Raw genomic sequence first — 15,560 nt, 5'->3', positions numbered from 1 at the left:
TGCTCTGCGCGGCCGGCGTCAACTTCGTCATCACCGTGCCGGGGGCGGACGACGTGATGCTGAACTACCAGTCGCTGTCCCACCACGACGCGGTCTTCGCCCGCGAGACCCTGGGCCGTCCGCCGGCCCCGGAATTCGAGGCGTGGCTGCGGGACGTGCGCATCACGGACGCGCAGGGCCGGCTCACCAGCGCCACGGGTGAGTTGCCCCCGGCCCTCGCCGCGGCCACCCGGCTCCTGCCCGGGCGGGCCGCGTGAGCGACCCGACCGAGCCGGCCAAGCCGGCCCACGCGGGCACCCCGACGCTGCGCGATCTGCGCGGGCTGACCCAGGCCCGCATCGCCCTGGGCGCGCACGGCGCCGGCCTTCCCACCGGCGCGGCGCTCGCCTTCGGCCTCGACCATGCCCGCGCCCGCGAGGCGGTCTGGACGCCCCTCGACGCGGCCGCGATCCGCGCAGCGCTGCGGGCCCAGGGCCTGGAGTCGGTGGAGGTCCGCTCCGCCGTGTCCGACCGGACGGAGTACCTGCGCCGGCCGGACCGGGGCCGCAGCCTCGCTCCGGAATCCGCCACGGTGCTCGACGAGCACGGGCCGGGCTTCGACGTCGCCATCGTGATCGCGGACGGGCTCTCGGCGACGGCGGTCGCGCTGAACGCGGTCCCCGCCGCCGCCGCGCTCGCGGCGCGGGTGCGCCGGGCGGGCTGGAGCCTCGCCCCGGTGGTCGTCGCGAGCCAGGGGCGGGTGGCGATCGGCGATCCCATCGGGGCGCGGCTGGGGGCGCGCTGCGTCGTGGTGCTGATCGGGGAGCGGCCGGGCCTGTCGGCCTCGGACAGCCTCGGCTGCTACGTGACGTTCGGCCCGGAGCCGGGGCTGGCCGATTCCCGGCGCAACTGCATCTCGAACATCCGGGAGGGCGGCCTTTCGGTCGAGGCGGCCGCCGGGCAGATGGAGGCGCTGCTGCGGGCGATGCTGGCCCAGGGCACCAGCGGCGTCGCGCTGCGCCGGGAGGATCCCGCCGAGCCGAAGGCTCTCCCGGACGCGCGGGACTGACCGCTCGGATTGCCCGAACGGTCGTCACGCTCGCTCCGCGGACGGGCTGCAGCCGAACTGGGACCGGTAGCAGCGGGCGAAATGGGCCGCGCTCGCGAAGCCGCAGGCGGTCGCGATCTCACCGATCCGGAGCGGGCTCTGGCGCAGCAGACGCCGTCCATGGGCGAGGCGGATGGCCCTGTACTGGGCCGAGAAGCTCAACCCGAGCTTCTCGAGGAACAGCCGGTCGAGGTGGCGTGGGCTGATGGACGCGAGGCGCGCCATGGCGAGGCGGCCGAGCGGCGCCTCCACCGTTTTCTCCATCGTCTCCAGCACCGTCAGCAGGGCCGGATGGTGAATTCCATAGCGCTCGACCGCGGAGGCCCGCTGCGGGTCGTCGGCGGCGCCGATGGCGGTGTGGAGGAACCAGTCGGAGACGCGGCGGGCGAAGGCCTCACCCATGCGCTCGGCGATCAGGGCGTGGGCCATCTCCAGGGGCGCGACGCCGCCGCCGCAGGTCAGGCGATCGCCGTCGGCGACGTAGCGTGCCCGGTTCAGGCGCGCGTCGGGGAAGGTCTCGACCGTGGCGCCGGCATATTCCCAGTGCAGCGTGAACGCGCGATCGGCCAGCAGGCCCGCCGCAGCCATCAGGTAGGGACCGCCCGAGATGCCGCCGATGCGCACGCCGAGCCGAGCCATCCGCCGCAGGGTCGCGTGGATCTCGGGCCTGTCCCACCCGGTCGGCTCGCCGCCCGCGCAGACGAAGAGGGTATGGAGATGGCCGCGCTGGCGCGGCAGCGCCTCGGTGGGGACCTCCGCGCCCGACGAGGCGGCGACCCGGCCCTCCGCCTCGCCGAAGTAGCGCAGCCGGTAGAGCGGCCGCCCGGCGAGATCGTTGGCCGCGCGGAACGGCTCGCAGCCCGAGGCGAAGGACATCAGCGCGAAGCCAGGCACGAGGATGAAGCCGATCTCCTGCGGTGAATCCGCGGTCTCTACAGCCATTCCGCTAGCGCTCTCCGGCCTCACACGGCTCAGCCGTGCAAGAAACCGTCGGTCCTGGTCAAACGCGATGCTTGGCATCCATCATCCTGTGTGTCGTCTTCCCGTGCCACGCGAGACCGCCTCCGGATGCCTCGACCTGCCGACTTGCCCCCGTTCCGCGCTGCGGCGGCGTCCCGTCCCGGCAGCCTGCGGGAGTGCCGGCCGTGAGCCGCCGCTACGACGTCGCCGTTCTGGGACTCGGCGCGATGGGCAGCGCCGCGCTCTACCAGCTGGCGAAGCGGGGCGCCGCGGTCATCGGGCTCGACCGCTTCGCGCCGCCCCACGCGCTCGGGTCCAGCCACGGCGAGACGCGGATCACCCGGCAGGCGGTCGGTGAGGGCGCCGACTACGTTCCCTTCGTCACCGCCTCGCACCGCATCTGGCGCGAGCTGGAGGCCGAGACCGGCGAGACCCTGCTGAACGCCTGCGGCGCCCTCGTCATGGCACCCGGCCACGGCACTTCGTCCCATCACGGGAAGCCGGATTTCGTCGGACGCTCGATCAGCGCGGCACAGGGGGCCGGCATCGCCCACGAGGTGCTCGACGGTGCGGCGGTGGCCCGCCGATTCCCGCAATTCCTCAACCTCGCGGGCGACGAGAAGGCTTATTACGAGCCGGGCGGCGGCTACGTGTTCCCGGAGCGCTGCCTCGCGGCGCAGCTCGGCCGCGCGGGGGCCGCGGGCGCCGAGATCCGGACGAACTGCGCGGTGGTCGGGCTGCAGCAGGACGGGAGCGGCGTCCGTATCGACACCGCGGAGGGGACCATCCTGGCCGACCGCGCCGTCGTGGCCGCGGGCGCCTGGACGGCCCCGCTGCTCGGGAGCCCATTCGACCGGCTCCTGACCGTCCGCCGTCAGCTCCTGCATTGGTACGCGCTGGCGGACGAGACCGCCTACGGGCCGCATTCGCCGGTCTTCATCTGGATGTACGGGACGGGCGACACGGACTACCTCTACGGCTTCCCGCCGCTCGACGGCTCCATCAAGGTCGCGACCGAGCAGTACGACACCACCACCAGTGCCGACGGGGTGGAGCGCCGCGTCGACCCGTCCGAATCCGACGACATGTACCGGCTGCGCGTCGCGGACCGGGTGGCCGGCGCGACCCCGGAGGTCGTCCGGGCCGCGGCCTGCGTCTACACGGTGACTCCCGACCGCGGCTTCATCATCGACCGGCATCCCGCGATGGACCGGGTCACGGTGGTCTCCGCCTGTTCGGGGCACGGCTTCAAGCACTCGGCCGGCATCGGCGAGGCCGTCGCGGCAGAACTGGCCGGGAGCGGCGGCACGGTCGATCTCACGCCCTTCGCCTTGGCACGTTTCAGTTGATGCGCCGGCTAATGGCTCGTGGATTGCTAGAAACCATGCCAAGATCGGTTGACCCGAGCAGGAAAGATCCGATGCGCCGCACGATCCGCACCCTTCTGACCACCGGGGCGATGGCCGCGCTCGCGGCGTTGTCGACCACCGCGCTGCCCGGCCGGGCCACGGCCGCCGACGGCGTCGACGCGATCAAGAAGCGCGGGACGCTGATCGTCGGCGTGAAGGCGGATTACAAGCCGTTCGGCTTCCGCGACCCGAGCGGGACGATCATCGGCCTCGAGCCCGACCTCGCCGCCGACCTCGCCAAGCGCCTGGGCGTGAAGCTCGAACTCGTGCCGGTCGTCTCGGCCAACCGGATCGAGTTCCTGCAGCAGGGCAAGGTCGATCTGCTGATCGCCACCCTGTCGGACAAGCCGGAGCGCCGCCGCGTCGTCCAGGCGATCGACCCGAACTACTATTCCGACTTCGTGAACGTCCTACTGCCCAAGTCGTCCGGGATCACCGACTGGGCGCAGCTCAAGGGCAAGCCGGTCTGCGCCACCTCGGGGGCTTGGTACAACAAGGACGTCGCGCGGACCTACGGGGCGGAGATCGTCGCCTTCGACGGATCCGAGAAGCCGCTCTTCGCGCTCAAGCAGGGCAACTGCATCGGCTACGTTTACGACCAGAGCATGCTGCAGGGTAAACTGCTCGACGACGACTGGAAGGCCAACTACGCGCTGCCGCTCAAGGGCATCCTCGACGCCCCGTGGATGATGGCGGTGGCGCAGGGCAACACCACGCTCCAGGCCGCGGTCGAGGACGCCACCAAGGACTGGATGAAGACCGGCTTCATCGTCAACGAGGAGAAGAAGTGGGGCATCGAGCCGACCGCTTACTCGAAGGCGATGTACGAGAAGTACAAGAACGCGACCAACTGATGCGCGCCTGCACGACGAAGCCGGGCGTTCACCCGCGATGATCGCCACGATCCAGGCGTGGTTCCAGCAGCTCTACGAGACCACGGGCTTCAACTTCACAATCTTCTACGATCCCTACGACTGGGACCGGTACGTGGCCGGCCTGCGGATGACGCTGCTCCTCGGGATCAGCACCATCCTGGCGAGCCTCGTCATCGGCGCCGTCGGGGCGCTCCTGCAGAGCGGGCCGTCGCGCGTCCTGCGGGCGCTGGTCAACGGCTTCGTGGTGGTGTTCCGCAACACGCCGCCGCTCGTGCAGATCTTCTTCTTCTACTTCGGCCTCGGGACGCTGCTCCCGGACATCCGCTCGGCCGACGGCCTGCGCGCGCCGATCCTCAACAACGTCCAGTGGGCGATCATCTCGCTGTCGCTGTTCGCGGGCGCGTTCAACGTCGAGATCTTCCGCTCCGGCATCGAGGCCGTGCCCCGGACCACGATCGAGGCCGCCGAGGCCCTGGGCTATACCCGCTTCAAGGCCTACCGGTACGTCGTCCTGCCGCTGGCCCTGCGCGTGTGCCTGCCGGCCCTGAACAACAACCTCATCAACCTCCTGAAGACCACCACGTTGGCCTACGCCATCGCGGTCCCGGAGACCCTGTACGCGGTCAAGCAGATCTGGTCCGAGTCGCAGAACGTCCTGGAGATGATGCTGGTGCTGCTCGCGACCTACGCGGTCCTCGTCGGCGTGCTCGTCTGGATCATGCACCGCTGGGAGCGCGCCCTGCTCATCCCGGGATACGGCCGATGAGCGCCCCAGATTCGCAGGGCCGGCGACCGGGGGACCTGCCAGTCCTCCTGCCGTTCGCGCTCCCGAAGGACCGCGCAGCGTCGCGCCTGCGCCCGGCCCATCTCTGGCTGCTCGCCGGGCTCGCCCTCGTCGCCGTCCCGGCCTGGGCGCAGGGCGGGGCCGCCGCGCTGTCGCCGCTGGAGGTCGTGATCAAGTGGGCGCCGCTCCTGCTCACGGGCTTCGCCTTTAACGTGGCGATCTCGCTGATGGCGATGGCGATCGGCACGGTGGCGGGCATCGGGCTCGGGCTGGCCATGCTGGCGGAGGGGCGGATCCTGCCCCGCCTCGCGTGGTGCGCCACGCAGGTCTTCCGCAACGTGCCCTGGCTGGTGCTGCTGTTCTTCGTGATGTTCCTCGTGCCGTTCCAGATCACGGTGTTCGGCCTCCGCGTGCCGCTGCCCGACTGGGTGAAGGCGACCTTCGGCTTCAGCCTGCCGGTCATGGCCAACGTCGCCGAGATCGTCCGCGGCGCGGTGCGCTCGGTGCCGAACACCCAGTGGGAGGCCGCCGAATCCCTGGCCTTCACCCGTCGGCAGACGATGTGGCGCATCATCCTGCCCCAGTGCGCAAAGCGGATGCTGCCGCCCTGGATGAACGTCTATTCGCTGATCGCGATGGCGACGGTGCAGGCGTCGATCGTCGGCGTCACCGAGATGCTGACGCTGACCGCACAGGTGCACGCCGCCGAGGGCGGCCGCCCCGAGCTGTTCGCCCCGCTCTACGGCTTCGCCCTGCTCTGCTTCTTCCTCTACTGCTACCCGATCGACCGGTTCACCGCCGCCCTGGAACGCCGCTTCGAGACCCGTTGAAACCATGACGCGCGCGACCCTGGCCGAAACCCCGTCCCCGAATTGGACGCCCGATCAGCCGATCGTCCGCATCGCCGACGTGCACAAGTCCTTCGGGACGTTCGAGGTGCTGAAGGGGATCAGCTTCGACGTCCGCAAGGGCGAGGTCGTCTGCATCATCGGCCCCTCGGGCTCGGGCAAGTCGACGCTGATCCGCTGCATCAACGCGCTGGTGCCGGTCACCGCGGGCTCGATCGAGGTCGAGGGGATCGACGTCACCGATCCGCGGCTCGACAAGTTGGCGCTGCGCCGCAAGGTCGGCATGGTGTTCCAGCAATACAACCTGTTCCCGCACAAGACCGCGCTGCAGAACGTGATGATGGCTCCCATCCACGTCCTCGGTCAGGAGAAGCGAGAGGTCGAGGCGCGGGCGCGGGCGCTCCTCGCCAAGGTCCGGCTGGCCGGCAAGGAGAACGCCTATCCCGGCGAGCTGTCTGGCGGCCAGCAGCAGCGTGTGGCCATCGCCCGCTCGCTGGCAATGCGGCCGGACGTGATGCTGTTCGACGAGGTCACCGCTGCCCTCGATCCGGAGACGGTCAAAGAGGTACTGGTGACGATCCGGGAACTCGCCGAGGAGGGCATGACCTGCATGCTCGTCACGCACGAGATGAACTTCGCCCGCGACGTCGCCGACCACATCTACTTCACCGACCGCGGCGTCATCGTCGAGCACGGCCCGCCCGCGACCTTCTTCGCCTCCGCCCAGGACGAGCGCACGCGCCGGTTTCTCTCGCAGGTGCTCTGAGGCCCTCCGGCCCGGACTGGGACCGCGTCAGCGCGGCCCGGCCTCCTGCGCGACGATGTGGTCGGCGATCGCACCGGCGGTGGTGAGCCAGATGTCGCCGCGGTGGTCGGCGATGTGCTGGAGCGCCCGCCGCAGGGGCCGCAGCCGGTGCGGTCGTCCGACGATGTAGGGGTGGAGCGCGATGCCCATGACGAGGGGCGCGGCCTGCGCCTGCTGCAACATCTCGTCGAAGGCGTCGACGATGGCGTCCGCGAACTGGCGGCCCGTCTCCTTGCGGGCGACGATGGCGGGGATGTCGTTGAGTTCCTGCGGGTACGGCACCGCCAGGATCCGGCCGCCGTTGCGGGTCGCGAACCAGGTCGGCTGATCGTCGTGGTCCCAGTCCAGCAGGTAGCGGTAGCCTGCCTCGGCGAGCAGGTCGGGCGTCAACCGCGACTGCGAGATCCAGGGGCCGAGCCAGCCGGAAGGCGGGCGGCCTTCCTGCGCGGCGATCACCGCCGTCGTCTCGGCGATCAGGGCCCGCTCGGCGGCCTCCTCGAGGGTGCCCTGCCGCTCCGCGTTGGTCCGCCCGTGGCCGACGATCTCGTCGCCGCGGGCGCGGAACGCCTCGATCAGCCCGGGGCAGTCCCGGTAAAGGTTGCTGTTGACAAGCACGCTCGCGGGCATTGCGAGCGCGTCCAGCATCTCGGCGATCCGCCACGCGCCGACCCGGTTGCCCCAGTCGCGCCACGCGTAGTTGAGCACGTCCGGCTGCGGGCCGCCCGGCGCCAGCTCGGCGCCCAGGCCCTGGCCGAACGCGAAAGTCTCCAGGTTCAGCCCGACATAGACGGCGAGGCGCTTGCCCTCCGGCCAGTCGTAGACCGGCCGATCCGGGAGCGCGCTGAAGCTGTAGCGGCCGTGGCCCGCATTCGTGTCCATGTGGAGACCCTGTTACGCCGCACCGAGATAGGCCGCTTCCAGCCCCTTGTCCGCCGACAGTGCCGCGGCGGTTCCGCGCGCGACCACCCGGCCCTGCTCCAGCACGTAGCCGCGGTCGGCGACCGTGAGGGCGAGCGCCGCCATCTGGTCGACGATCAGGATGGTGACGCCCTCGTCGCGCAGTTCGGCCACGGTGGCGTAGAGGGCGTTGATCATCGCCGGGGCGAGGCCCAGCGACGGCTCGTCGAGGAGCAGGATGCGCGGATGCGCCATCAACCCGCGGGCGATGGCCAGCATCTGCTGCTCGCCGCCGGAGAGCAGGCCCGCCCGGCTCGCTGCCCGGTCCCGCAGCCGCGGGAACCGGTCGAGCAGGCGCTCGACCTCGGCCGGGTCGATCGGCGTCCCGCGTCCGAAGGCGCCGAGGCGGATGTTCTCGACGACGCTGAGCTCCGGGAAGACCTGCCGGCCCTCCGGCACCAGGACGAGGCCACTGCGGGCGATCCGGTGCGCGGGCAGCGCCTCGACGCGCCGGTCGTCGAACACGATCGATCCCGCCACCGGGCGCAGCAGTCCCGCCAGAGCCCGCATGGCCGTGGACTTACCGGCGCCGTTGGCGCCCAGCAGGGCGACGGTCTCGCCCGGCCGCACGTCGAGATGGATGCCATCGAGGACGGGCGCGGCGCCGTAGCCGGCCGTCAGGTCGAGGACGGAGAGGACGGCATCCGCCGGCCCCTGCCACGGCGTGCTTCGCGGCCGGGCGGGCGTGTCGGCGCCGCCGAGATAGGCGCGCAGGACGGCCGGGTCGCGCCGGATCTCGGCGGGCGTGCCGCGTGCGATCGGGCGCCCGGCATCCATGACGAGGATGTGGTCGGAGATGCCCATCACCAGCGGCATGTCGTGCTCGACCAGGACGACCGCGACGCCGCTGTCGGCGATCCGGCGGATCAGGCCGGCCAGCCGGTCGGTGTCGGCCCGCGACAGGCCGGCGGCGGGCTCGTCGAGAAGCAGCACCGTGGGGCCGCCGGCGAGCGCCCGGGCGATCTCCACGAGCCGCCGGTCGACATGGGGCAATTCGGCGGCCAAGCGGTCGAGGGCGCCCCGGTAGCCGACGAACGCGAGGAGCGACGCGGCCGTCGCGCGGTCCTGCGCCTGCGCGCGGCGCCACAGCCGGCCCGGCGCGAAACCGAGGGCGACGTTGTCGACCACCGGGAGCGAGCCGAACAGGCGCGTGGTCTGGTAGGTGCGCGCGATGCCGGCGCGGGCGACGACGTGCGCCGGCCGGCCAGCGAGGTCGCGTCCGCCCAGGCGGATCACCCCGGCGGTCGGGCGGTAGAAGCCCGAGATCATGTTCAGCACGGTGGTCTTACCGGCCCCGTTCGGGCCGATCACGCTGGTGACCGCCGCCGGCTGGGCGGTGAGGTCGACCCCCTCCGCAGCCGTGATGCCGCCGAAGCGGATGCCGATGCCCTCGAGGACCAGGGGATCGCGCGCCGTCGTGCCGGGCAGCGACACCTCTTCGCTGTCCCCGGCGCCCGGCGCGTCCCGGCCGCGGGGCAGCAGCCGGGCTAGGCTGCCGACCAGCCCCGAGGGCACCAGCCAGAGCACCGCCAGGGTCGCGACCCCGAAGAACAGCAGGCGGTACTCGGCGAGGCCGGACAGCGCCTCCGGCAGCAGCACGGTGACGAGGGCGCCGAAGAGCGGGCCGAGCACCGTGCCGGCGCCCCCGACGATCACCGACAGGACGAACAGGATCGACTGCGAGAACGGGAACGAGCTCGGCGCGATGAACAGCATCAGCGGCGGCAGGACAGCCCCCGCGAGGCCGGTCAGGGCGGCGGAGATCGCGAAGGCCAGGGCCTTCACCCGGACCGGATCGAAGCCCAAAGCCGCCGCGGCGACGTCGGCGTCGCGCACGGCGCGCATCGCCCGGCCGAGGCGGCTGCGGGCGAGGAGGTCGAACCCGGCGAGACTCGCGCCGGCCGCGAGCACCGCCAGCACCGCGAGCCCGGCCGCACTCACCGGCTCGCCGAGGAGCGTCGGCGCGTCCGTGACGACCAAGCCGTTCTGGCCGCCGGTCAGCTCGCCGCCCTCGATCAGGCCGTGCTCGACGATGAAGCCGAAGGCGATCGTCAGCATGGCGAGGTAGGGGCCCTTCACCCGCATCGCCGGCACCGCCACGAGGCCGCCGACGAGCGCCGCGATCAGCGCCGCCGCCGGGAGTGCCAGCCAGAAGCTGACGCCTTGGAGCGTCAGGATCGCGCTCGCGTAGGCGCCGATCGCGTAGAAGCCGGCATGGCCGAACGAGATCAGCCCGGTCAGGCCGAGGAGCACGTTGAGGCCGACCCCCGCCACCGTCGTCAGCGCCACGAGGGCGATCACGAAGTGGCTGTAGCCCGCGGTCAGCGCGACGAGGCCGAGCGCGGCGGCGGTGAGGCCGGCGATGCCAAGCCGCGTCACCGGAGCCGAGCGCAGGTACGGCATCGCGTCAGACCTTGTTGACCGCGGCGCGGCCGAGCAGGCCGTCGGGGCGCAGGGTGAGGGCCAGGATGATCACCGAGAACACCACGAGCTGCGTGTAGGTCGAGCCGAGGGTGGCGGTGACGCCGGCCTCGACGAGGCCGTAGAGCAGCCCCGCCAGGATCACCCCGGTGGCGGAGCCGATGCCGCCGAGGATCGCCACCGCGAAGGCCTTGATGCCGAACAGCGTGCCGAGCTCGGCCGACACCGAGAAGAGCGGCGCGATCAGCAGGCCCGCGATGCCGGCCAGCACCGCCGAGAGCGCGAAGGCGCAGGCCACGGTGCGGCGCACGTCGATCCCCATCAGGCGGGCGGCATCGGCGTTCTGCGCCACGGCGAGGAGGACACGGCCGAGATCGGTCCGGCGGAACACCGTGCGGATCGCGAAGGCCAGGGCGATCCCGACCACCGGGATCACGAGCTGCAACGGGTAGATGCCGGTCCCGAGGATCTCAACGGGTTTCGTCGCCAGCGGCGAGGGCAGGCTGCGCGGCTCCTTGCCGAAGGTGAACAGCACGGTGTTGTCGAGGACGATGCCCCCCGCCACCGTCGCCAGGAGCCACGCATCCGAGCCGCGGGCCACGAACGGACGGACCAGCGCCCGCTCGACCACAAGGCCGAACAGGGCGCAGCCGGCGAGCGCCAGGACGATCGCGGCCGGCATCGGCCAGCCGAGGGTGACGCCGAGCGCGTAGGCCAGGACCGCGCCCAGGGTGACGACGCTGCCTTGCGCGAAGTTCACGGTCCCCGACACCGCGTAGGTGACGTGGAAGCCGAGCGCCACGAGCCCGTACATGCTGCCGAGGCCGAGGCCGCTGACGAGGATGGAGGTCAGCATCGCGGGGCTCAGTTGGTCACCGCGACGATCTCACCGTCCTTGAAGCGGGTGAACACGTAGTCGTTCGGGCCGAGTGCGTCGTGCTGGCCGGGGGCGAAGGGCTTGTCGTAGGTTTTGATCAGACCCGGATAGGTGCCGATCTTGTAGAAGCCGTCGCGGACCTTCGGGCCCTCGGTGGAACCCGCGGCCTCGATGGCGAGCGCCAGCAAGTGCGTGGCGTCGTAGGCGTTGGCGATGCCGACGGCGGGGGTGACGTCGGCCATCGACTTGATCGCCGGGTACTTGGCCTTGAGCGCGTCCAGCACCGTATTCGCCTTCGGCGACGTGTTGCCCGCGAAGGTGAAGGTCTGGATGAAGTGGACCTTGGCGGCGCTCGGGCCGGCGAGCTCGTCGAAGCGGCCGCCCGCCGGCCCCCAATGCGAGACGACCGGCACCGACCAGCCCATCCGGTCGAGGGACTTCACCACCTGGGCCGAGGGACCGACATTGCCGACGAGGAACAGCGCGTCGGCCCCGGCCTCCTTCAGCCTGGACAGCTGGGGCACCATGTCGACGTCGTTGGCTTCGTACTTCTCGATGCCCGCCGCCGGGAGGTTGGCCGCCTGCAGGGCGTCCTTGAGGCCCTTCTGGTTCGACTCGCCCCAGGCGTTGTTGACGAGGATCATGCCGGGCTTCTTCGCCCCGTAGGTCTTCACCGCGTAGGCGACCAGCGCCTCGTCGACGAGGGCGTCGACCGCCGAGACGCGGAAGGCGTAATTGTCGGCGGCACCGTTGCGGGTGATGCCGGTGCCGGCCGCCCAGGGGCCGATGAACGGCACCTTCATCTGGTTGGCGATGGGCACGATCGCCATCGAGACCGGCGTGTCGAGGCCGCCGACCACCGCGACGACGCCGACCCGCTGGATCAGCTCGCGGGTCGCCAGCACGCCCTTGGACGGGTTGGCCTCGTCGTCGCGGGCCACGAGCTCGAGGGGCCGTCCGAGCACCCCGCCCTTGGCGTTGATCTCGTCGATGGCGAGCCCGATCCCGCGGGAGATGGCCTCGCCGGATTTCGCGGACTGGCCGCTCAGGGCCGTCACGAGGCCGATCTTGACGGTGTCGGCCGCCTGCGCGGTCGAGACCGCGAGGCCGAGCAGCGCGCTCGTCGTCACCGCGAAGCGGCGCAGGGTCGTGGGCAGGAAGGAGGCCATGGCGTGTCTCCGAGGGCGGGTCGCCCCAGAAGACCGCAACCTCCATGCCAGCGAGATTCCGGTGCTCGGCCGCTCCCGGCGCCGCGTGCGTGCACCTTCGGAGGCATATTGTGCTCAATCACGTGTCAAAGTGCATACACTTCCTGCATGCACGGACCGGCCTTTTGCGGCACGTTAGGGCCGACAGGAGGCCTGCCATGACCGATGTGACCCACAGCGCGGCGACCGCGCGCGACGCCGCCAACGTCACCGCCTATCTCGAGGCCTCGATGGTCCCGGATCCCGAGACGGCCGCCCGCTACATGGCGCCGGGCACCCGGATCGTGTTCACCGGCGCGCGGGTCTTCAACCATCCGTCCGAGGTCACGGCCTTCAATGCCGGGCGCTACGCCTGGGTGAAGAAGCGGATGGAGCGGCTGGACGTGGTCCCGGGCGACGGCGTCACGACGGTCTACAGCCTCGGGACGCTCTACGGCGCCTGGCCGGACGGCACGCCCTTCGAGGGCAACCGCTACGTCGACCGCTTCACCGTGCGCGACGGCCTGATCGTCGGGATGGAGGTCTGGAACGACAGCGCAGAGCGTCTGCTGACGAAGCACGGCCTCACGGCCTGACGCCGAAGGCTCAGGCTCCGCCGCCCGCGACGTAGGGCGCCAGCAGGCGTCCGAGATCGCGCTCGCGCGGGGTCGGGGGCACGATGCGCGCCCGCTCGGCGACCGCATCGAGGTGGTGGTCCATGAGCGCGGCGGCGCGTTCGGCATCACCCGCGACCAGAGCGGCGACGATGTCGCGGTGCTCGCTCACGGCGCAGTCCGAGGAATGCGGCCGGCTGTAGAGGGACAGGATCAGGGCGCAGCGATAGCCGAGTTCGGCGACATACCGGGTCAGCACGGCGCTGCCGGTCATCTCGGCGAGCATCAGGTGGAATTCGGTCGCGAGCCGGATCGAAAGCGCCTCGGGCCCGCCCCGGGCGGCCTCCTCGCGGGCGATCTGATCCAGCAGAATCTGACGCTGCTCGGGGCTGAGCTGTCCGGCGAGGCGGCGCACCACGAGCCGCTCCAGGCCGAGGCGCACGTCGAAGGTGTCACGCGCCTCCTCCCAACTCGGCGTCGCCACGACGGCGATGCGATTGCGGCGGAGGTCGACCAGGCCTTCCCCGGCCAGCCGCAACAGGGCCTGCCGGGCGATGGTGCGGCTCACACCGAACCGTTCGCCGAGGGCATCCTCGGGCAGGCGGTCGCCGGGGGCCAGCGCCCGTTCCACGATGGCCCGGCGCAGGGCTTGGCAGATGGCGCCCACGCGATCGCCTTCGTCGGCCGCCTTCATCGATGGCGTCCGCGGCCGATCGCCGATACCTCTGCGCATTGGTGCGTCATGGTCCATTCTCGGTCGCGAGACGCTTCGATGCGTTCGAAGACGTATCGCGGCAGGGTCTTTGCCGATGGAGACCTTCAGGTGCAACGGTCACGCCAGCGCCACCGGATCGGTGGCAGCGGGACCGCGGTGGGCTGCGCCGAACGCGGAGGGGATCCGGGCGGAACGGGGCGTCCGGCGCTCAGGTCCGATCCCGCAGGCGGCGCCCGCCCGCCGGCGGCCCGGATCGAGCCGCGGACGATCACGGAGCGGCAAGGGCGGGCCGATCGCACGTCGGGCGGGTCGGCGGCGAAGCCCAGGGCGTTCCGATACGTCCCCGGATATGCCCCCTCGGCACGCGCCATGTTCGACGAGCCTGACCGCCCATCCAGGTCCGCGCAACGACAGTCCGGGTCGCAACCGGCGAGGAGCCGCGGGAATGCCGCTCGGAGGCCCGAACATCGTCTGGAAGTCATCCGTCATCGGTCCAGCCGTCCCGGTGCCACCCGTGCGATCGGTCACACGATCGCGATAGATCGACCCGGCCGGAACTTTTTCGACATAAATTTCTATTTAATGGCTGGTCCTTTTCGTCCCTGTAATTTGATAACGGCCGATTTTTGCAGACGACGCCATAGCCGATATCTGGACCGTATCTTAAGGATCCCCGCATAAACACACGACGAGAAGGTCGCGGCGACGTATGTTCGCCGATTCAGCTCAGCCATTTAACCTGTGCGCAGATCCGCGAAGAGCCGGGACGGGTCTCCGCGCGGGCGGCACAGGCGGCTGGGCCGCAGGATGAAAAGCGCCGCAGCGACCAAGTCGCCACGACAGTCGGTGCGGTCATCGTCCTGCCGGCCCTTCACTTCATCGATGGCGACAACCATCAGACCGCCGAACTCACGCGCCGCAAGGGAGCGGTGAAGGCATTGGAGCAGGCCTCTGTCGAGAAGAGATGCGGTTTGGACTTCGAACCGCAGCCCCCGCGCCGGTAAGTCGACCCCGGCGCATCGTCATCGCGGGGCGCCCACCTCTATCCCAGCGCTTCGGAGACCGCAGGACAGGGTCGAGGCGCCGCCGGCCGGCGATCGGCCGCATCCGCGGCCCGCGACGCCGCCGCGAGATCCGATCCCGAAAGCTGCAATCGCAAAGTGGCCGTACCGTAGCGATCAGCTTTCGATCCGTCCGCGTACGTCGAGACGTACGCCAGGGGCCGTCGTGCCGGACCGCGGACGGACGGCGTGCGGCTGACCCTGGGCGACACCGGCGACGTGCGTCCGGGCGCCACCGCGCAGGTCTTCGCCGCATATCATCGCCGCAGGCCTCCAGGCTGCTTGGTCAGGCACGCCGACCAAACGCAGGCCGGCGCAATCCCGCGCGCCCCGGCCCGGAGGACAACCCGTAGACGACGATAGATCTTCCTGTTCGTCTTTGAGTGACATTTCTGCGGTATAGAACCGTTAAGGATGCCGAGATCGGGGCGCGCGCGAATTTCCAAGTGTTGCCGGCGAGCTACATCTTCCCGATCGCGCGCCTGATACGTCGAGATCAGCAGACGCTGCTAACGGAACCAACACGGACATGACCAAGATCCTGGCCTCTCTGGCTGCATTCACCGCTCTCACGGCCGCGGCGTCCGCCGCCGACCTGCCGCGCCGCGCTGCGCCGCCGCCGGTGTTCACGCCGGTGCCGGTGTTCACCTGGACCGGCTTCTACGTCGGTGTGAACGCCGGCTACGGCTTCGACGCCAACAGCCGCAACACCACCAGCTACGCTCTGCCGGGCGGCTCGCTGATCAACTCCCCCGGCACCTCGGGCGTCGTCAGCGTCAACAACCGCAACAACAACGACGGCTTCTCGGGCGGCGCCCAGATCGGCTACAACTACCAGTTCACGCCGGGCTCGGGCGTGGTGATCGGCTTCGAGGCCGACGCCCAGTACGTCGACTTCGCCCGCCGCGCCAACGCCACCCAGAACTACAGCTTCCTGGGCTTCCCCGGCGTCGCCTTCTC

The 15,560-nt window shown here is 70.9% G+C and carries 14 protein-coding genes and 1 pseudogene; 9 read left to right on the top strand and 6 right to left on the bottom strand.

Going from position 1 to position 15,560, the window contains the following annotated elements:
• Both eutB and eutC read left to right on the top strand, forming a co-directional pair.
• The coding region (gene eutB / locus BM396_RS30865; RefSeq protein WP_170867533.1) for an ethanolamine ammonia-lyase subunit EutB at positions 1–257 on the top strand (257 nt) is incomplete at its 5' end.
• Complete coding sequence (gene eutC, locus BM396_RS30860; protein ID WP_091995284.1) at positions 254–1,048, top strand: ethanolamine ammonia-lyase subunit EutC; 795 nt, start codon at positions 254–256, stop codon at positions 1,046–1,048. The genes eutB and eutC, both read left to right, overlap by 4 nt.
• 24 nt (positions 1,049–1,072) lie before the next feature.
• On the opposite strand, the gene BM396_RS30855 is transcribed toward eutC, so the two are convergent.
• Positions 1,073–2,029: a GlxA family transcriptional regulator gene (locus tag BM396_RS30855; RefSeq protein WP_043389221.1), complete on the bottom strand. Its 957-nt coding sequence runs from the start codon at positions 2,027–2,029 to the stop codon at positions 1,073–1,075.
• Positions 2,030–2,232: 203 nt separating this feature from the next.
• On the opposite strand from BM396_RS30855, the gene solA reads away from it, so the two are divergent.
• The 5 genes from solA (at position 2,233) to BM396_RS30830 (ending at position 6,729) form a co-directional block, all read left to right on the top strand.
• Entirely contained in the window at positions 2,233–3,396 is a 1,164-nt protein-coding gene (solA, locus tag BM396_RS30850; RefSeq protein WP_043389219.1) for an N-methyl-L-tryptophan oxidase, read from the top strand.
• A 71-nt stretch (positions 3,397–3,467) separates the two neighbouring features.
• The gene (locus tag BM396_RS30845; protein ID WP_043389217.1) at positions 3,468–4,310 is read left to right on the top strand and encodes a transporter substrate-binding domain-containing protein; all 843 of its coding nucleotides are present in this window, start codon (positions 3,468–3,470) and stop codon (positions 4,308–4,310) included.
• 37 nt (positions 4,311–4,347) lie between these two features.
• Positions 4,348–5,097: an amino acid ABC transporter permease gene (locus BM396_RS30840; protein ID WP_043389212.1), complete on the top strand. Its 750-nt coding sequence runs from the start codon at positions 4,348–4,350 to the stop codon at positions 5,095–5,097.
• A complete protein-coding gene (locus BM396_RS30835; protein ID WP_043389208.1) occupies positions 5,094–5,945 on the top strand; it encodes an amino acid ABC transporter permease in 852 nt (283 codons plus the stop codon). Before BM396_RS30840 ends, BM396_RS30835 begins: the two co-directional genes overlap by 4 nt.
• A gap of 4 nt (positions 5,946–5,949) precedes the next feature.
• Entirely contained in the window at positions 5,950–6,729 is a 780-nt protein-coding gene (locus tag BM396_RS30830) for an amino acid ABC transporter ATP-binding protein (RefSeq protein ID WP_043348798.1), read from the top strand.
• Positions 6,730–6,756: 27 nt separating this feature from the next.
• Here BM396_RS30830 and BM396_RS30825 read toward each other — a convergent pair whose 3' ends face one another.
• Genes BM396_RS30825 through BM396_RS30810 form a run of 4 tightly spaced genes read right to left on the bottom strand, consistent with a single transcriptional unit; the run spans position 6,757 to position 12,192 of the window.
• The gene (locus tag BM396_RS30825; protein WP_043389205.1) at positions 6,757–7,647 is read right to left on the bottom strand and encodes a polysaccharide deacetylase family protein; all 891 of its coding nucleotides are present in this window, start codon (positions 7,645–7,647) and stop codon (positions 6,757–6,759) included.
• A 12-nt stretch (positions 7,648–7,659) separates the two neighbouring features.
• Positions 7,660–10,128 (bottom strand): branched-chain amino acid ABC transporter ATP-binding protein/permease, encoded by a 2,469-nt coding sequence (locus BM396_RS30820; RefSeq protein ID WP_043389202.1) that lies wholly within the window; start codon positions 10,126–10,128, stop codon positions 7,660–7,662.
• A gap of 4 nt (positions 10,129–10,132) precedes the next feature.
• Positions 10,133–11,002, bottom strand: a complete 870-nt coding sequence (locus BM396_RS30815; RefSeq protein WP_043348786.1) for a branched-chain amino acid ABC transporter permease — start codon at positions 11,000–11,002, stop codon at positions 10,133–10,135.
• 8 nt (positions 11,003–11,010) lie between these two features.
• Entirely contained in the window at positions 11,011–12,192 is a 1,182-nt protein-coding gene (locus tag BM396_RS30810; protein WP_043389199.1) for an ABC transporter substrate-binding protein, read from the bottom strand.
• 197 nt (positions 12,193–12,389) lie between these two features.
• Between BM396_RS30810 and BM396_RS30805 the strand changes: the two genes are divergently transcribed.
• Positions 12,390–12,806 (top strand): nuclear transport factor 2 family protein, encoded by a 417-nt coding sequence (locus tag BM396_RS30805; RefSeq protein ID WP_043389197.1) that lies wholly within the window; start codon positions 12,390–12,392, stop codon positions 12,804–12,806.
• 10 nt (positions 12,807–12,816) lie between these two features.
• On the opposite strand, the gene BM396_RS30800 is transcribed toward BM396_RS30805, so the two are convergent.
• Positions 12,817–13,518 carry a GntR family transcriptional regulator gene (locus BM396_RS30800; protein ID WP_043389194.1) on the bottom strand — a complete coding sequence of 234 codons (702 nt, stop codon included), beginning with the start codon at positions 13,516–13,518 and terminating at the stop codon, positions 12,817–12,819.
• Between the two features lie 1,611 nt (positions 13,519–15,129).
• Between BM396_RS30800 and BM396_RS30795 the strand changes: the two are divergent.
• Positions 15,130–15,560: pseudogene (locus BM396_RS30795) on the top strand (porin family protein); the annotation flags it as partial.

Origin of the sequence: Methylobacterium sp. UNCCL125, assembly GCF_900116795.1 — a bacterium.
Lineage (GTDB): Bacteria > Pseudomonadota > Alphaproteobacteria > Rhizobiales > Beijerinckiaceae > Methylobacterium > Methylobacterium fujisawaense.
This window is presented reverse-complemented; position numbering and strand designations above follow the sequence as displayed.